The following is a 16,732-nucleotide window of genomic DNA, read 5'->3' on the forward strand; positions in this document are numbered from 1 at the left end:
ACGTGCGCCTCTCAACGCATCCGGCTCTCCGCAAGTCCCGTCAGGGCAGCGCGGTCCTCGTCGTCGGACTGGTCCACGGAGTCGGGATGGCTGCTCCCCGGTATCGGTAGCTGTAGGTACGCACCTTGCCGGGATCGAACAGCCGGACTCCGTCACTGCTGGGCCACCAGCCGCCGCCGCAGTAGCGACGGCGGAGTTCCTTCCAGTTGGTCTTGGGGTGCTTACGACGGATCCAGGACCATACGTGCTTCCAGACGAAAGCGCGTAGGTACTGGAACGTCTTGAAGGACACCCCGGGACGGAAGTAGGTGCACCAGCCCTGCACCACCCGATTCAGCGGGAGCAGCAGGTCGGCCAGGTCCTGGCTCGTGGTCTGTCGACACAACGTCTTGATCTTCCCGGTGATGTTGGCGAGCGCCTTCTTCGCCGGGTAGGTGTAGACGTAGCGCTGGTTGGTCCCCTTCTTGGTGTGGCGCTGGATGCGCCAGCCGAGAAAGTTCAACCCCTCGTCAATGTGGGTGATCAAGGTCTTGTCCGGTGACAGGCGTAGGCCCATCGTGGCCAAGACCTCGGCGATCTCATCCCGCAAGGCTTCGGCGTCGTCGCGGGTGCCCGTAATCATCAGGCACCAGTCGTCCGCGTACCGCACAAGGCGGTAGTTCGGCAGACCTTGCGAACGTCGCTTCGCCCTGAAATGCGCGCTGATGCCCGGCCCACCCGGTGCGTGGGCGATGTACTCGTCCAGCACCGACAAGGCGACGTTACTCAGCAGCGGGGACAGGATCGACCCCTGTGGGGTACCGGCGTCGGTCTTCCGCAAGGCGCGTTCCTCGGTGAGGATGCCCGCCTTCAGGAACGCCTTCACCAGGGCCAAGACCCGGTTGTCTCCGATCCGTGCCCGCACCCGGTCCATGAGGGCCGGATGCGAGATCTCGTCGAAACACGCCTTGATGTCGCCCTCGACCACCCAGTCGAACCTGCGCTGACTGGTCGTGAGGAACTGCACCTCGGCCACCGCGTCGTGAGCCCGGCGTCCGGGGCGGAACCCGTAGGAACACGGGAGGAAGTCCGCCTCGAAAATCGGCTCCAACACCAGCTTCAAGGACGCCTGGACCACCCGGTCGGCGATCGTGGCGATCCCGAGCCGGCGCAGCTTACCGCCGGCCTTCGGGATCATCCGCTCACGCACCGGTAAGGGTTGGAAGCTGCGGTCCTTCACCGAGCTGCGAAGCTCGGCGAGGAACCGCTCAACTCCAACCCCGACCTGAATGGACACGGCGGTATGGCCGTCCACCCCGGCGGTCTTGGCGCCCTTGTTACCCCGCACCCGATCCCAGGCCACCATGAGGAAGGCCGGGTCGGTGACGAGATTGAACAGATCACAGAACTTCTTGCGAGGATCGTCGGTTGCCCAACGGTGCAGCTTGGCTTGGATCTCCTGTACCCGGCGCTCCGCGGTAAGCAGAGTCAGGGCCGATTCGTCGGTATTCACCGATGCCTCCAGGTATTCCACATCTTCGACTGCTTGACTTGCTGGACCCCTTCGCCATGTACGCGGCTTTCCCGCGCTCGGACTACTACGGGTCCTCCGTCCCATCCCGTGGCCGTCAGACGACAACGGTCCTGCCCTCGACCGGACTGGACGTCCGGCCGGTAGGGCGACCACGGATGGTTCCCAGGTTCACTGCACACCGGTTCACGGATTAGGTGCCCGACTCTGCCCCGGCAGCTTCGCCAGTGGTACGCCGCAGGCTTTCCCACTGGCCTCCTTCCCGTCGAATGCCTAACGGTTACGGAGTTGACCACCGCGATCGATCGGTGGTGGTCACGCACTGCATCCCAGCCCATATCCACCAGGTTGGAGCTGGTACATCGCTTACGGGGGATCATGCGTCGGTTCCTCTCGTACACCTTTCCGCGTCGCTTGCCGGACCCGGCCTGTCTGGTAGTGCCAGACCGTCCCGTCGTTGTCAGGACTGCTCCCACCCTCCCCGGCGTTTCCCGGACCAGGCTGTCCTCAGCTTCACCGGCCAGCTGCGACTGGCCGACGGAAGGGTCCTTTCATCCCTTCCCGGTGTTGCACCCCTCGGTCAGCGAGCTGACCTGGGATTACAGCGCTTCCTGGCGCACACACTCGTCCACGTACAGGCTGGCGTCTTTGCGCTGGTCTTCGGGGATGCTGGCGCGGGCGATGGCGGCCTGCCAGACGCGGGCCACGATCAGCGAGCCCAGGATGCGGGTGGTCTCCTCACCGAGGATGCCCTTGGGGAGTCGGCACAGCAGGACCCCGCCGTCGAGGATCGCGCCCATGTCGAAGGAGCTGTGCGCGTTGCCGATGACGCTCTTGACGAAGTCGCGCAGCAGGAACGCCCGCAGCCGCGCGAGCACCGGTGCGATGACCTGCCCGCGGAACTGTTCGTTGATGCCGTCGTACCAGACCCAGAACCCGCCCAGGCCGTCCGGGTCGTCCAGGCCGTGAGTGAACCGGGCCCGGAACTGCTTGTCCTGCAGCAGCGACGGCACGAGGCTCAGGGTCGGCTTGGCGTGGCGCATCAGCGTCAGGCACGCCACCCGCATCGTGTCGTCCATGCGGGGTCCCCACTGACCCTGGAAGATCTTCGCGAAGATCCCCACCAGGTTGTCGACGGCCAGGTGCGGATCACCCCGGTCGTCGAGGGGGTTGAAGCAGCCCGGGTTGTCCTGGTCCGGGTCGATGATGACGATCTTCTTCGCGTACGAGGCCGGGAGCCGGTCGAGGATGTCGGTGACCAGGTCGCCGCGCGGGTCGATGACGACGGTGCCGCGGCCGGCGGTGATGTCGGCGAGGATCATGTTCAGCAGCAGAGTGGACTTCCCGACGCCGGTCTTGCCGACCACGTGGACGTGTTGGCGGGCGTCGGTCACCCGCAGCCCGACGCTGTGGTGGCCGATCTGCGAGCGGCCCAGCACCTTCACGCTTCGCCCGCCGGAGGGCACCTGCACCGGCGCCGGCACGGCCTTGGCCCGCGCCCGGTCCAGCCCCGGCACCGCCTGGTCCTGCGGCAGGGCGGCGAGAGCGGCGAGTTCCGCCACGGTGGCCAGGAACCCCCGTCGGAGGCTGCGCCCGGCGAGGGTGGCGACGGGGTGGGGCATCCGCATGCGGCGCAGCCGGTTCGGGCCGGTGTAGGTCGCGGCGGCCGAGGCGATGCTGTGGCTGAGGTGGAGCAGGCGTGCCCGGGTCTGCTTGGCCCGTTGCTTGCCCGGCGGTGTCATGTGCGGGTCGGCGGCGACGGCGAAGCGGACCGCGATCTCGAAGTGCGGCACCCGCACCGCCTTGTCCACGACCGTGCGGGCGTCGGCGCCGGCCACCGGATCCCGCTCGGCCACCCGCCCCGCCTTCACCGGCGCCTGCAATCGGGGTGGGCCGGGCGTGAACACCTCCAGCAGCCACAGCAGCGGCTCGATCACCAGCCGCGCCAACCCCGACACCGCTCGCGCGGCCACGTCCGGATGTCCGTGCGGCTGGGAGCCGCCGGCGGCCGCCGCCCGCCGGGCGGCCCGCACACGACGCGCGGGTGCCGGGCGAGCGAGGATCTGCACGCACGCATGTTCCCGGTGGCGGACCTCCGCGCCCGCGGCGAGCAGCGCCCGCAGCGGATCGGCGTCGTGGTCGCTGCGCAGCGGCAGCCCGTCGGGGTGCTGCGGCCAGTGCGCCCCACCCACCTCCGCGCCGACGTGCGCCGGGATCGGGGCGGCGGCGTTTGCGGTGGTGATCGTGGCGGCGGGCCAGGCCGCGCGGACGGCGGCCTCCACCGCGCCGGGCGCCACCGTCCCGGGAACCCACACCCGGATCGACAGCGCGCGGCCGATCCACGTGTACTCCCACCCGACGTGCGGGTCACCGAACACCCGGCGTCGCCACCCCGACCCGGTCAGCACACCGGTGAGGGTGGTCCAGAACGCGGCGGCGGCCTCGGCGGTGACCTCGGGTGGGGCGGCGATGGTCAGCCACCGCGCCCCGGTGGTGAGCCGCCGGTGCCGCCAGGCGAGCACCTGGTCACGGACGACCACCGCCCCGACGATCGCGGCGGCGACGAGGAAGGCGAGCCACGGACGGGCGGTGACCCAGTGCCCGACCTCGACGGGCCAGGTCGGGGTGGTCGTCACGGGATCTCCCCGGTGCCGACTGCCGCAACTACCGCCAGCCGATCACGGTCGATGCTTGTGGCGAGGCGTGAAGTCCGCGACCAGCACCTCGGTCTGGCGCTGCTCGTTGGCTGAGCGGGCGAATGACGGATGGCGGGGGAATCTGATCTGTCGTTTGTTTCCACGATTTCCTACCAATCTCTTCGATCATCGAAGGGGTGTGGTCTGCCCGAGATTCGGCGTGTCGCTCAACTCGGTTGAGGATGAGGGGACTACAAGCAGGAGCCGGCGGATCGATATCTGTTGGTGTGCAGACGCTCGGGGATCTGTGTCAGGACAGTCGCGATGACCGACCACTGCGTCCGCTCCTGGGAGGTGCCGCAGCCGGCGGTGGGGCGAGTCAGCAGCCCGGACGAGTCACCCGGTAGTCCAGGTCGAGGCTGCGCCCTGGTGCTGGGCTTGGGCAGGTCGACGGGCGGGGCCGGACGCAGCTCGGACCCTCTAGGTGCCGGACCTGCCTCGGTGCCCAGCCTGCTCACCCGTCGCAGTTGAGCCGCCTGAGGTTGAGACAGGCCAAGACTCGTCGATGAGTTTCCGACGCCAGGGGTCCACAGCGTGCAGCCCGGTCGAACCGGCAGCGGCTACCGCGCGGGCGCACTGCCGCCTGAAGTCCTTCAGCGGAGACCAGCGGCGGAGCGGCATGCTCACGTACGGGACCGTCCGGCCAGGTGCCCGTTCCCGTCCCGGTCGGCGACCGCGTGCGCCGGTGCCTCACACTGGGGCGGTTACACGCTCTCAGGAGGCGGTAGTGACACATAGGAGGGCCTCGCCCACACAGGGCCCAGGCGACGAGCGCAGCGACCGGCGAGCCCGCGGCGTCCGGATCGCAACAGTGCTCACGTTGGTTGTGGCGGGGCTGGGGTTTGTGCTGAATCTGACGAACGTTGCCGGCTTCCTTCGCGATGGGTCGCCGACCGATCCCCGTCCGACCCCCACTGGCGAACCCGCCGTTCGCCCTACCCCCTCCGAGCAATTCACGTACCAGGCAACCGTGCACGATGGCCGCCGCGACCTCTTCGAGGGGCAGCTCTACGTCAGGACCGACCAGACGGTGAAGGTCGCCGAGTGGTTCACTATCAGGGTCCTCATCTGCGGCCCAGCCAACAGCGACGAACTCTGCTCCGACCCGGCGGAACCGACAGGCGTTGGTGCCACCCCTCGGCGCCCGCCGCCAGCATGACGGTACCGATCGGCGGGCGCGTTGGCGTCACTCTGACCTCCCCCTACAGCGAGGTCGACATTAAGGACGATCTAAACCCCGAGGGCGGCGTCCAACCAGTCACCGAACCCACCGATGCCGCCACCTGGATCTGGAGCGTGCGGGCCAGCAAGCCCGGCACCTACCAGCTACAAGGCGGAGCGTTTGTCCTCGCTGCGGACACCGATCAGGCGCTGCTCCCGCATGACAGGTTCACGATCACCCTGACCGTTGAACGGACGTCGGACTACACCGCCGAGCAGGTCTGGACCGCAACGCTGGACATCACCAAGTGGTCGGTGCCCCAGATCGTCACCATCCTCACCGCGCTCCTTGGTGCCGGTGCGTTCGCGGCCTGGATTCGGCGCCGCCTGCAGTGATCAACCAAAGCGATAAGAGTCAGCCGGTTGCGGAAGCTCGCGGTGACCTACGGCCGAGCCGGAGTACGGCGGGCGGCGCCGAGGGCAGTAGCGGCAGCGGTTCGGGGAGGCAGTCGCACCTCCTCGTTCACCCCGTCTTGAGCGTGGTCGGCGGTCAACCGGCATGCCGGGCATCGAAGGAGCCGCAGCCCGGCATGCCGGTTGACGACATGTTCCATGCCGTGGTTCAGCCGGTGTGAATCACACCGTTTGATTTGGACACCACACCCTGGAACCGCCATCGTTGAGCCGGTCGTCGCGGATCCAGCCACCGACGCCGGCGGTGTTGACCACGTAGGTCCAGGTCTCATACCCGTGGATGTTCAGTGCGTAGCAGTGGTAGTCGAGTGGGCTATCCGCGTCTGTCCAGCCAGTTCCCCCGCAATCGGTGCTGGACCCGCTCCTCATGACTTCGGTTACCCCGCGGGTGTAGTGGCCCCCGGTGGAGTCACGGTCCGGCGGGGGCTTGCGCCCGCAGGCCCAGTGGGCCGAGGCGGGTGAGGGGCCGACGAATCCGCCGGCGGCGACGAGTGTGAACGCCGCCGCGGCGACAGTGACGGGTCGACGGATAGTTCTCCGGCTCACAGCTTCTCCTTCGATGCGGCGTGGATGCCTGGGCGCCCGGGTGGCAGTCGACCGGAGCTGGTCCGGCCGGCCGGACGGATCGATTGCCCTGAAATTAGTGCGACCTGTCAACGCCGACCGTGGGCCTGCGCCGTGCCCAGCCGACTCCTTCGGTTCAGGGGGTGTGCCGGGAGTAGGACGGGTGCCGGCCTTCGCCGCGACGCGAGATGTGAACTGCGGTGACGTGGCACCCGAACCGCCTCACCGTCACAGACAGGCGCTCGCCGGCCAGAAGGAAGCTCCTGGACGCCCTCCCTATGCCTGCGGGGGCCGATTAGGCCAGGGTTCAGGCGCTATCACTGAGTAGATACCTCCGACTCGAAACCTGTCGCGGCGATCGTGTGCTCGGCGGCCGACCCGACGGCGCGGAACGGGATCCGGGCGCGGCCGGCAACCAGCAGGCCCTCACCCCGCGGTGCCGACAGCAGTAGCCGCGACTCCCCGGTGGTCAGGTGGAACGCCTCGCTCACGGCGTCGATGGACTGCGGGGACTGGCGCATCAGGACCTGGGTGGCGGCGTTGGACACCACGGCGAGGCCGAGGTCGGTGGAGAGCACGTCGGCGGCGTCCTGGGTGATGACACACAGGCCGGCGGAGCGTTTGCGGGCTGCCTTGGCCATCCGGAACAGAAATCGGCTGCCCTCGCCGTCGCGCATCAACAGCCAGGCTTCGTCGACCACGACGAGCTGCCGCCGCCGACGCCCGGACGTGCCTGGCATGTCGATGCCCGACCAGATCGAGTCCAACGCGAGCAGTGTCCCGACGGTGCGCAGTTCGTCGGGCAGGTGTCGCAGCGACCACACCACCAGGTGTCCACCCGGACCAGTGGTGGTCGGCCCGTCGAACAGGCTGGCGAAGTTGCCCACCGTCCAGGGGGCCAGGCGGGCGGCGAGCTGCCCGGCGGCCGGGTCATCGTCGCCGGCGAGCGTCTCGGCCAGGTTCCGCAGCAGCGGCGCCGGTTTACTCCACGTGGCCGGGTCGGCGTTGATTCCCGCTGCGGCGTAGGTGGCGGTGATGGCCCGGTCCAGGGCGGCCCGCTCGGCTGGCGGGGGTGGCGCGCCGAGCATGACGGAGATCAGGGTGTGCAGGTAGAGGCCGCGGCGGGTCAGCGTGTCGGGCCGGTCATCGGCGGGCAGGTCGAGGGGGTTGATGCGCACGCCGGGCTGACCGAGCTGCACGACCGTGCCGCCGACGTGCGCGGCGAGGGGCGTGTACTCGTCCTCGGGGTCGATGACGGACACCGTGGTGCCCTGGTACAGGTTGCGCAGGACTTCCAGTTTGACGAAGTACGACTTGCCGGCGCCGGAGCGGGCCAGCACGACGGAGTTGTGGTTGTCCTGCGCCCACCGGTTCCAGATCAGCACCCCGTTGGAGGTGGTGTTGACCCCATAGAGCACCCCCTCGGGCGCGGCGATCAGGCCGGGGGCGGGGGCGGCGAGGTCCGCCGACGCCAGGGGGAAGGCTGCGGCGAGGGCGGTGGTGTCCAGGATGCGGCGCATGCGCAGCGGGTCCACCCCGATCGGCAGGGTGGCCACCCAGCCCTGCTGGTGGCGGAACGTGGCCGGTTGCAGGTCGAGCAGCACCGACGCGGCCGCCGACCGCACGCCCGCGGTGACGGCGCGCAGGTCGTCGAGGGTGCGGGCGTGGATGGTGACGTAGATGCCGACGTCGAACAGCTTCGCCGCACCGCGGGCGACGCGTTCGGCCAGCTCGGCGGCGTCGGCCGCCGCCGCCTCGATCATCGGGTCACCCAGCCGGCCGTGGTCGGCGTCGAGGCGGCGTGAGGATTCGAGGCGGGCGCGTTGGCGTTTGAGCATCGGCGCGGCCACCTGCGGGGCGACCGGGTCCAGGTGCACGGCGACGTCGACGCGGCCGGGGTAGGACAGCAGCGGATCCAACCAGGCGGGCCCGACTTCGGCGGGGTATCCGCACACGACGTAGGTGGCGGCGTAGCCGTCGCCGACCTGCACGTGCCCGGGGCTGACCGACAGCGCGGCCGGCGACGGCATCCCGGCCCCGGCCGCAACCGGCTTCCTGTTGATCTTCAAGAGGTTCATGTCGTGCTCCGCAGTGTGATGGGGGTGCCGGGCAGCGCGCGCGGGCCTGGCACCGGCGGGGAGAAGGGGTCGACGGCGGTGGCGAGGGCCGAGGCGACGGCCGGCCCGTCCAGGGCGGCGGCTTCCACACCGAGCCCGGACAGGGCTCGGACGGCGGTGTCGGCGCCCTGCTCACCGGTGATGACGGCGAGCACCTGGCGGCGCAGCGGATCGCGCTCGCTGTCGAGGGTGAGCAGGAATTCGGCGTGGTCGTCGGCGGCGGCCTGTAGCGCCGGGTGCGGCAGGCGCGGCGCGTGGTCGACGATCGCCTGCGCGTGGGCGCTCAGGTCGTGTCGCTGCGCCGCGACGACGATCTGCGCCGGCCCGGCCAACGAGTTGAGGAAGCGGCCGAATCCGTCCAGCAGCGCGCCCTGCTCGCTGCCGGTGCGCAGGTGGATGTTCGTGGTGCCGCAGGCGATCAGCACCCGACTCGCGCCCTCGCAGGTGAGAACCCCGGTCGGACTGACCGCGGTGACGGGGGAGCGCAGCGGCGCCGGGACCGGCGGTGCGCCGGCGACGACCGCGACGGCGCTGGCCCGGGCGGTGCCAGGCGCCAGCGTGCGGGGACTGCGCGACAGGGCGAAGCCATGGCGCAGCCACACGTCCAGGGGCAGGCCGTCGCGGCGGCCCAACGCCACCACCACGGCGGCGGCGAACACGACGATCCCGGCGACGACCCAGACGATCGGCGGCAGCAGGTGCCCGACGGCGCGGTGCACGCCCATCCCGGCCAGGCCGACGCCGCCGATGATGCCCAACTGTCGGAACGTCAGTCCGAACGCGATGCGGTCGGGTTCTTCGACATTCGCCGGAACCCGTGCCCTATAAGACCCGTCAGTTGCATCGGGTTTCGGACTCATTGGTGATCACTCATCCTTTCCATCCGTTGAGGGGGCAGAGCTTGGTCGTGCTGTTCACGCAGCGGAAGCGGCATGGTCTGTTCTTCGTGTGTGAGGTCGAGGGGAGGCGGCGCATCACGGTGGCTCAGGACTGGACCGACTGGGGTGTCGCGGCGTTTTCGGATCGGCTCGCGGTGGAGGGGTTGTCGGCGGCGCGTGCGTTGATCGACAAAATCGATCCAGTGCTGGCGGTGGCGGATTCCCATGAGCAGGCTCCTGACGGTGATGGGTGCGATGGCGGCTCGAATTGGCTGGAAACGGGAACTGTTGAGCGAGTGGGACATTCGCCAGGCCGTGATGGTCGTGGCGAACATGGTCGAGTCGCTGCCGGCCGCGGGCGGGCGCGATGAACCCGACGTCGAAGATCACCGCCTCGCATCTGTCGCGGGTGGCGATCGTGTATGTGCGGCAGTCGACGCCGGCGCAGGTGCGACAGAACACCGAGTCGACGCAACGCCAGTACGGGCTGGCCGGCACCGCCGCCGAGTACGGCTGGCTGGCCGAGCAGATCGTCATCGTCGACGCCGACCTTGGTGCGTCCGGACGGTTCGGCTCCGAGCGGGAGGGCTACCGGGAGATCGTGGCCCGGTTGTGCATGGGCGAAGTCGGCGCGGTGTTCGGCCTGGAAGTGTCTCGACTCGGGCGTTCCAACGCCGACCTGTCGAGGCTGATGGAACTGGCCCGGCCGACCGACACGCTGCTCATCGACACCGACGGTGTCTACGACCTGGCGTGCGTCAACGACCGGATCCTGCTCGGGCGCCCGGCCGGTGCGCGAGGGCGCCACGCTGTGTCAGGGCATCATCGTGTGCGGCACGTGTGGCGGCCGGGTGGGCACCCGATTCAGCCGGGCCGACCGCAAGGTCACCTACAAGTGCGCCGATCCGACCGCCCGATGCCGAACCGTCACCGCCGACACCGTCGACGACGACCTGCTGCTGAAGACCATCACCGCGCAGCAGATCCAGGTCGCCCTGGCCGCGGCGGACGAGGTCACCGATCGGCAGGTACGCACCCACCGCGCCGCCGAACTCGCCGTCGACCGGGCCCGCTACGAATCCGACCGGGCTCAGCGCGCCTTCATGCAGGTGGAGCCCGACAACCGCCTCGTCGCGCGGACTCTGGAAACGCGGTGGGAGGCCAAGCTCGCTGCCCTGGCCGCGGCAGAGGCGGCGTTTGCGACCGCCCGAGCCGTCAAACCCCCAGTGCCTGACCACGACGCGCTGCGCGCGCTGGCCGCGGACCTGCCTCGACTGTGGGACGCGCCGACGACGAAGCCCCGCGACCGGAAGCGGTTGTTGCGCACACTGATCGCCGACGTGACACTGCTGCTGGAGCAGGACTCGGACGCTGTCCGCATCGGGATGCGCTGGCACACCGGCGCCACCGACGAACTGGTCGTGCAGCGCCGTGGACCGGGCCGGACCCCACCGCAGGCCCTCGCCATCGTTCGCCAGTACGGCACCACCCACAGCAACATCGAGATACGGCACCACCCACAGCAACATCGAGATCGCGAAGATGCTCAACGACCGGCCTGCGCACCGGAAAGAACCTGCGCTTCGCCCCACGGCACGTCGCCGCAGTTCGCGGCACCTACAAGATCTTCACCCCGCGAACCGTTGCCGTTGGGGACGGCGAGATCAGCGTCAAGCAGGCCGCCGAACAGCTCGGTATCCCCTCCGACGCGATCTACAACTGGCTGCGCCTGGGGCAGGTCCCCGCCCACACCCGCGCCGGACGCTGGTGCATCCCCTGGGACGCGCAGACCCAGGAGATCTACCGGCAGAAGGTCGCGGGCTCGTTCCGGCTCAAGCCGAAACGACCCGCATAGACACCGACGGTGCGTGTCTGCCTACCCCGGGTCCGTTCGGCTCTCGGCGAACGCCGGCTGCTGTTCTGGGTGCACGTACGGACTGGACGGTATGCTTGGCCCCAGGCAGAGCGCCTGCCCGAGCCCGACTCGCCGCTCACGCCGGCGGTCACCAGAGGCCAAGAGGCTCCGACTCAGCGCAGAAGCTGCCGCTCGATGCTGTTCGCGTCGCTGTTCGGCGGGGTGCGTGAGGCTCTGCCGGAGGACCGTTATGACCGACAGCCAGAACCGCCGACACGCCGTCCCTGATCGAGCACGCACCCGGGCTATACGACTACGGGCGGCTCGCGCGGGCGTCCCGTACATGGTCGCAGCGCGCCAGTTGGACCTCGCAGGGACAGCAGGCACGATGGTCGCGAGCCGGGGCCGAACCGTCTACCCGGTTGGCGTCGACACCGATCGTCAACGGCTCATTGATGCGCGCTCGCGGCGTACGCTCACCGATCGGGTTGAGGATGCCCGACTGGCCGCCGACCTGCCCCTTGGCCGCGCAACCCACCTGGTCAGGCGGTTCCCGCCCTTCCGCGCTCACCGAGGCGTTGGCGTCTTGTACGGCGGCGAAGCCCGTGGGGAGATCCTCGCGCTGCTGTACGCGGTCGTCATCTACGAGCGACCAGACCTTGAACCCGATGCCGCGGATCTGGCGTGGGAAGCGGAGATGGGTGAGGAAACGGCCGTCGACACGGCGTGCGCGGACCTCGATCGAGCCGTGCGGTTGCTGCTCGACGACGACCGCCGTCCGCTGCAGCCACGGGTCGAGGCTGCGGTCCGGGCCCTTCCACTGCTGCGGGACCGTTGGGAGGACGCGCAGGCGCTGGGACGTCAATTCATGGTCTCAACGTCGATGGATGGGGTTCGGCAGATCATGGACGCCTTGCTGATGGTCGCCGACGACGGGCACGCGCCGGGTACGCGGGTGAAGCTCCTGTCCGGCGCTGATGCCGACCTCGCTGGCACCCTCGTCGGCGCGATGTGGGGCCTGTCTGGGCCGCCGATCAGCTACTGGGTCCATCCTGACGGTGCCGCCCTCAAGATGGCGGCCGAGCCGCAGGACCTGATCGTGCTTGCCGGTCAAGGCATCGAGTAACCCGCGCCTGGGAACGTTCCGCAGCGAGTCGGCGGCAACCCGCACCGTGCAGACTTTTTGGGCAGAGCGCCTGCCCGCGCCCAGCATCACCGCCCACGCCGGGGATGCGCCGAGGCCAAGAGGCTCCGACTCAGCGCTCATCGGTCCGCTAGGCGAGATGCCGTCCGACCGGGCAGGGTGCGTGGGCCCTCCCAAAGGATGTTGATGACCATGTTCGAGCGGTTCACCGACCGAGCGCGACGGGTTGTCGTCCTGGCCCAGGAAGAGGCCCGGATGCTCAACCACAACTACATCGGTACGGAACACATCCTGCTGGGCCTGATCCACGAGGGTGAGGGCGTCGCCGCCAAGGCTCTGGAGAGCCTCGGCATCTCCCTGGAGGGCGTCCGGCAGCAGGTCGAGGAGATCATCGGCCAGGGCCAGCAGGCGCCGAGCGGGCACATCCCGTTCACGCCGCGGGCCAAGAAGGTGCTGGAGCTGTCGCTGCGCGAGGCGCTGCAGCTCGGCCACAACTACATCGGCACGGAGCACATCCTGCTCGGTCTGATCCGCGAGGGTGAGGGCGTCGCCGCCCAGGTGCTGGTCAAGCTCGGCGCCGACCTCAACCGGGTCCGCCAGCAGGTGATCCAGCTGCTCTCCGGCTACCAGGGCAAGGAGCCGGCCGCAGCGGGCGCCGCGGCGGGTGAGGCCGCGCCGTCGACCAGCCTCGTGCTGGACCAGTTCGGCCGCAACCTGACCCAGGCCGCCCGCGAGGGCAAGCTCGACCCGGTCATCGGGCGCGAGAAGGAAATCGAGCGGGTCATGCAGGTGCTCTCCCGCCGTACCAAGAACAACCCGGTCCTGATCGGTGAGCCCGGCGTCGGCAAGACCGCCGTGGTGGAGGGGCTGTCCCAGAAGATCATCAAGGGCGAGGTGCCCGAGACGCTCAAGGACAAGCAGCTCTACACGCTCGACCTCGGTGCGCTGGTCGCCGGTTCCCGCTACCGCGGTGACTTCGAGGAGCGCCTCAAGAAGGTGCTCAAGGAGATTCGCACGCGCGGCGACATCATCCTGTTCATCGACGAGATCCACACCCTGGTCGGTGCGGGTGCCGCCGAGGGCGCGATCGACGCGGCGAGCATCCTCAAGCCGATGCTGGCTCGTGGCGAGCTGCAGACCATCGGCGCCACTACCCTCGACGAGTACCGCAAGCACCTGGAGAAGGACGCCGCGCTCGAGCGCCGCTTCCAGCCGATCCAGGTGGGTGAGCCCTCGCTGGCCCACACCATCGAGATCCTCAAGGGCCTGCGCGACCGCTACGAGGCGCACCACCGGGTGAGCATCACCGACGCCGCTCTCGTCGCTGCCGCGACCCTGGCCGACCGCTACATCTCCGACCGCTTCCTGCCGGACAAGGCGATCGACCTGATCGACGAGGCCGGTGCCCGGATGCGGATCCGGCGGATGACCGCGCCGCCAGACCTGCGCGACTTCGACGAGCGGATCGCCCAGGTCCGCCGCGACAAGGAGTCCGCGATCGACGCGCAGGACTTCGAGCGCGCCGCCCAGCTGCGGGACAAGGAGAAGCAGCTCCTCGGCCAGAAGGCGCAGCGGGAGAAGGAGTGGAAGGCCGGTGACCTGGACGTCGTCAGCGAGGTCGACGACGAGCAGATCGCCGAGGTGCTCGGCAACTGGACCGGCATCCCGGTCTACAAGCTGACCGAGGAGGAGACCTCGCGCCTGCTGCGCATGGAGGACGAGCTGCACAAGCGCGTCATCGGCCAGGAGGACGCGGTCAAGGCGGTCTCGAAGGCGATCCGGCGTACCCGCGCCGGCCTGAAGGACCCGAAGCGTCCGTCGGGCTCGTTCATCTTCGCCGGCCCGTCCGGCGTCGGTAAGACCGAGCTGTCGAAGGCGCTGGCCGAGTTCCTGTTCGGCAGCGAGGACGCCCTCATCCAGCTGGACATGTCCGAGTTCCACGACCGCTACACGGTCTCCCGGCTGGTGGGTGCCCCTCCCGGCTACGTCGGCTACGACGAGGGCGGGCAGCTGACCGAGAAGGTGCGGCGTCGGCCGTTCTCGGTGGTCCTCTTCGACGAGATCGAGAAGGCCCACCCGGACGTCTTCAACACGCTGCTCCAGATCCTGGAGGACGGTCGGCTCACCGACGGTCAGGGCCGGATCGTGGACTTCAAGAACACGGTCATCATCCTGACCACCAACCTGGGCACGCGTGACGTGGCCAAGGCGGTGTCGCTCGGCTTCCAGGCGTCGGAGGACTCCGAGTCCAACTACGACCGGATGAAGCAGAAGGTCAACGACGAGCTCAAGCAGCACTTCCGGCCTGAGTTCCTCAACCGGATCGACGACACCATCGTCTTCCACCAGCTGCGTCAGCAGGAGATCCTGTCGATCGTCGACATCATGATCGCCCGCATCGAGACCCAGCTGAAGAACAAGGACATGGGTCTGGAGCTGACCGAGAACGCCAAGAAGTACCTGGCGACCAAGGGCTTCGACCCGGTTCTCGGTGCGCGTCCGCTGCGTCGCACGATCCAGCGCGACATCGAGGACAACCTGTCCGAGCGGATCCTCTTCAACGAGCTGACCCCGGGTCAGATCGTGGTGGTGGACTGCGAGGGCGACCCGAACAACATCGACAAGTCCAAGCTGGTCTTCCGCAGCTCGACCCGCGAGAAGCCGGCCGAGGTCGAGGTCGAGGTCGCATAGCCGGCCCCGCCCAGCAAGAAGGGCGAGTCCTCCCGGGACTCGCCCTTCTGTGCACCTCAGTGGCAGCGGTCGTCCTCGCAAGCGCCCTGGATGTAGTCCTCCAGCAGACAGTGCCAGCCGCATGTCTCACCCGGCCAAGCGTGTGGCGCAGCACCGAACACGCCATGGGACCAACGACCGGCACAGCCTGCCAAGCCGACTACGGTTGAGCGAGTCCGCTTGAGCGGGCCACATGCCGTAGCCCACGCGGTATACGCAAGAGAGGCAGGACGAAGCGTCCGTCGGGACCACGGCGCGCGGGCCGCTGTCGTCGGGGTTCATCGCCCACCTCGCAGTGCGGCGCGCCCGAGCCGGCCCAGCGGCAGGCCGCGGGTGCCGCCGTGGAGGACCACCGCGCGCAGCAGAGCCCCGCCGGAGTGCGCCGAGCCCTTGCCGCTGATGTGGCGACGCATCAGGCCGGGAATCTTGACCGTGGTCCACAGCACGACGATGACCAGTAGCAGGTTGACCGTGTCCGAACCGGGTAGCCCGAGCAGGATCGGCAGGTTCGCCTCTGGGTCGATCAGCAGGTTGATGCCGGCCGAGAACGCAATCGCCTGCACGGTGGGCGTGGCCAGGCAGGCCAGCATGCTGCGCCACCACAGGTCCGCCGCACCCTGAGTCCAGGGTGTGGCGTAGCAGGCCAACGCGATCGGCGCGACGCCGGCCAGGACGACCAACAGCCCGACCCTGACCAGCCAGCTACCGGCGAGCAGGAACATCAGCACCACGATCAGCACGCCGATGATGGCCATCAGCAGGGCGGCGCTTTCGTCGGTCATCGCCGAGGCGATCCGGGCGCGGGCGAAGGTCACGGCCTGCGTCGTGGGTGCGCTGGCACCGGTCATCGCCACGGTCAGGGCATTGGCCGCGTCGATGAGCACCGAGGTCAGCGGCACCGCGAACGCCGACAGGAGCGCCCCGACCACCAGCCGCGGAATCAGCTCCTTGAGGCCGTAGCGCAACTCCATCGAGCCGCTGGCCATCGTCGCGACGCCGACCGCGATGAGGGCCAGGATGAGACTCGCGCTGACGACCAGCGAGCTCTTCTCCGCGATCGTCCGTACCTGCGGCAGGGCCGTGACATCGGGCGACAGGAACAGTGAGGATGTCAGGATGGCCAGCGCGCCGCCGAGAAGGTCGGTGACCTTCTCGGCGAGCCAGCGGACCAGGCCGTTCATCAGCCAGTCGACCATGACGGAGCCTCAGCCGCCGATGATGCCCTGCAGCACCTGCAGGATGACCGGTGAGAGCACGGCGAGGGCGTAGCCGATCAGTGCGGACTTGAGGTTGCCCTTGGCCTGCTCGACCTGGGCCGGGTCGCCGCCGGCGGCCATGTAGCGCAGGCCGCCGATGACCAGGAACATCGTCGCGACCACCGCGAGCAGGCCCATGATCCAGCTGGTGATGCCGACGATGACTTGGTTGATGCTCTTCGGGGCCGCCAGCGGCGGCGCGGTGGCGGCGAGGTCGGACAGAACAGTGAGGGTCGGGTGCATTGCAGCGCTCCACGGGGTGCGGGGGCCGCCGCGGTGGGGACCTGGGGGCAGGACCCGGTGTGGTCCGGTGGGGGCGCTCCTCCCTTGCGTGAGGCGCAGGGATC

The 16,732-nt window shown here is 69.1% G+C and carries 11 protein-coding genes and 1 pseudogene; 5 read left to right on the plus strand and 7 right to left on the minus strand.

The genetic code is table 11. The features are described 5' to 3' along the window. Positions 1-40 precede the first annotated feature (40 nt). Both ltrA and GA0070620_RS00700 read right to left on the minus strand, forming a co-directional pair. A complete protein-coding gene (gene ltrA, locus GA0070620_RS00690; RefSeq protein WP_231921848.1) occupies positions 41-1,513 on the minus strand; it encodes a group II intron reverse transcriptase/maturase in 1,473 nt (490 codons plus the stop codon). Positions 1,514-2,109: 596 nt separating this feature from the next. Beyond that, a complete protein-coding gene (locus GA0070620_RS00700; protein WP_231922083.1) occupies positions 2,110-4,146 on the minus strand; it encodes a type IV secretory system conjugative DNA transfer family protein in 2,037 nt (678 codons plus the stop codon). 1,215 nt (positions 4,147-5,361) lie between these two features. Here GA0070620_RS00700 and GA0070620_RS00710 point away from each other — a divergent pair. Beyond that, a complete protein-coding gene (locus GA0070620_RS00710) occupies positions 5,362-5,763 on the plus strand; it encodes a hypothetical protein (RefSeq protein WP_091587488.1) in 402 nt (133 codons plus the stop codon). 959 nt (positions 5,764-6,722) lie between these two features. Here GA0070620_RS00710 and GA0070620_RS00715 read toward each other — a convergent pair. Both GA0070620_RS00715 and GA0070620_RS00720 read right to left on the minus strand, forming a co-directional pair. Then, positions 6,723-8,483 (minus strand): VirB4 family type IV secretion system protein, encoded by a 1,761-nt coding sequence (locus GA0070620_RS00715; protein WP_231922085.1) that lies wholly within the window; start codon positions 8,481-8,483, stop codon positions 6,723-6,725. Beyond that, positions 8,480-9,382 (minus strand): PrgI family protein, encoded by a 903-nt coding sequence (locus GA0070620_RS00720; protein WP_091587493.1) that lies wholly within the window; start codon positions 9,380-9,382, stop codon positions 8,480-8,482. Before GA0070620_RS00720 ends, GA0070620_RS00715 begins: the two co-directional genes overlap by 4 nt. A gap of 2 nt (positions 9,383-9,384) precedes the next feature. Between GA0070620_RS00720 and GA0070620_RS32530 the strand changes: the two genes are divergently transcribed. Both GA0070620_RS32530 and GA0070620_RS34195 read left to right on the plus strand, forming a co-directional pair. Further along, positions 9,385-9,771 (plus strand): DUF5372 family protein, encoded by a 387-nt coding sequence (locus GA0070620_RS32530; RefSeq protein ID WP_269456552.1) that lies wholly within the window; start codon positions 9,385-9,387, stop codon positions 9,769-9,771. Then, positions 9,768-10,118 (plus strand): annotated as a pseudogene (locus GA0070620_RS34195) (recombinase family protein); the annotation flags it as partial. The gene GA0070620_RS32530 and the pseudogene GA0070620_RS34195, both read left to right, overlap by 4 nt. A gap of 40 nt (positions 10,119-10,158) precedes the next feature. Here GA0070620_RS34195 and GA0070620_RS33365 read toward each other — a convergent pair. Next, positions 10,159-10,950 (minus strand): hypothetical protein, encoded by a 792-nt coding sequence (locus GA0070620_RS33365; RefSeq protein WP_231922089.1) that lies wholly within the window; start codon positions 10,948-10,950, stop codon positions 10,159-10,161. Positions 10,951-11,643: 693 nt separating this feature from the next. Between GA0070620_RS33365 and GA0070620_RS00730 the strand changes: the two genes are divergently transcribed. Further along, complete coding sequence (locus tag GA0070620_RS00730; protein ID WP_091587497.1) at positions 11,644-12,381, plus strand: hypothetical protein; 738 nt, start codon at positions 11,644-11,646, stop codon at positions 12,379-12,381. Between the two features lie 210 nt (positions 12,382-12,591). Next, entirely contained in the window at positions 12,592-15,090 is a 2,499-nt protein-coding gene (locus tag GA0070620_RS00735; protein WP_091597734.1) for an ATP-dependent Clp protease ATP-binding subunit, read from the plus strand. A gap of 317 nt (positions 15,091-15,407) precedes the next feature. On the opposite strand, the gene GA0070620_RS00740 is transcribed toward GA0070620_RS00735, so the two are convergent. Together GA0070620_RS00740 and GA0070620_RS00745 are read right to left on the minus strand one after the other, a co-directional pair. Then, entirely contained in the window at positions 15,408-16,325 is a 918-nt protein-coding gene (locus GA0070620_RS00740) for a conjugal transfer protein TrbL family protein (RefSeq protein WP_091587499.1), read from the minus strand. Positions 16,326-16,334: 9 nt separating this feature from the next. Continuing rightward, positions 16,335-16,628 (minus strand): pilin, encoded by a 294-nt coding sequence (locus GA0070620_RS00745; RefSeq protein WP_091587501.1) that lies wholly within the window; start codon positions 16,626-16,628, stop codon positions 16,335-16,337. Between the last annotated feature and the right edge of the window lie 104 nt (positions 16,629-16,732).

The organism is Micromonospora krabiensis (genome assembly GCF_900091425.1).
GTDB classification, from domain to species: Bacteria; Actinomycetota; Actinomycetes; order Mycobacteriales; family Micromonosporaceae; genus Micromonospora; species Micromonospora krabiensis.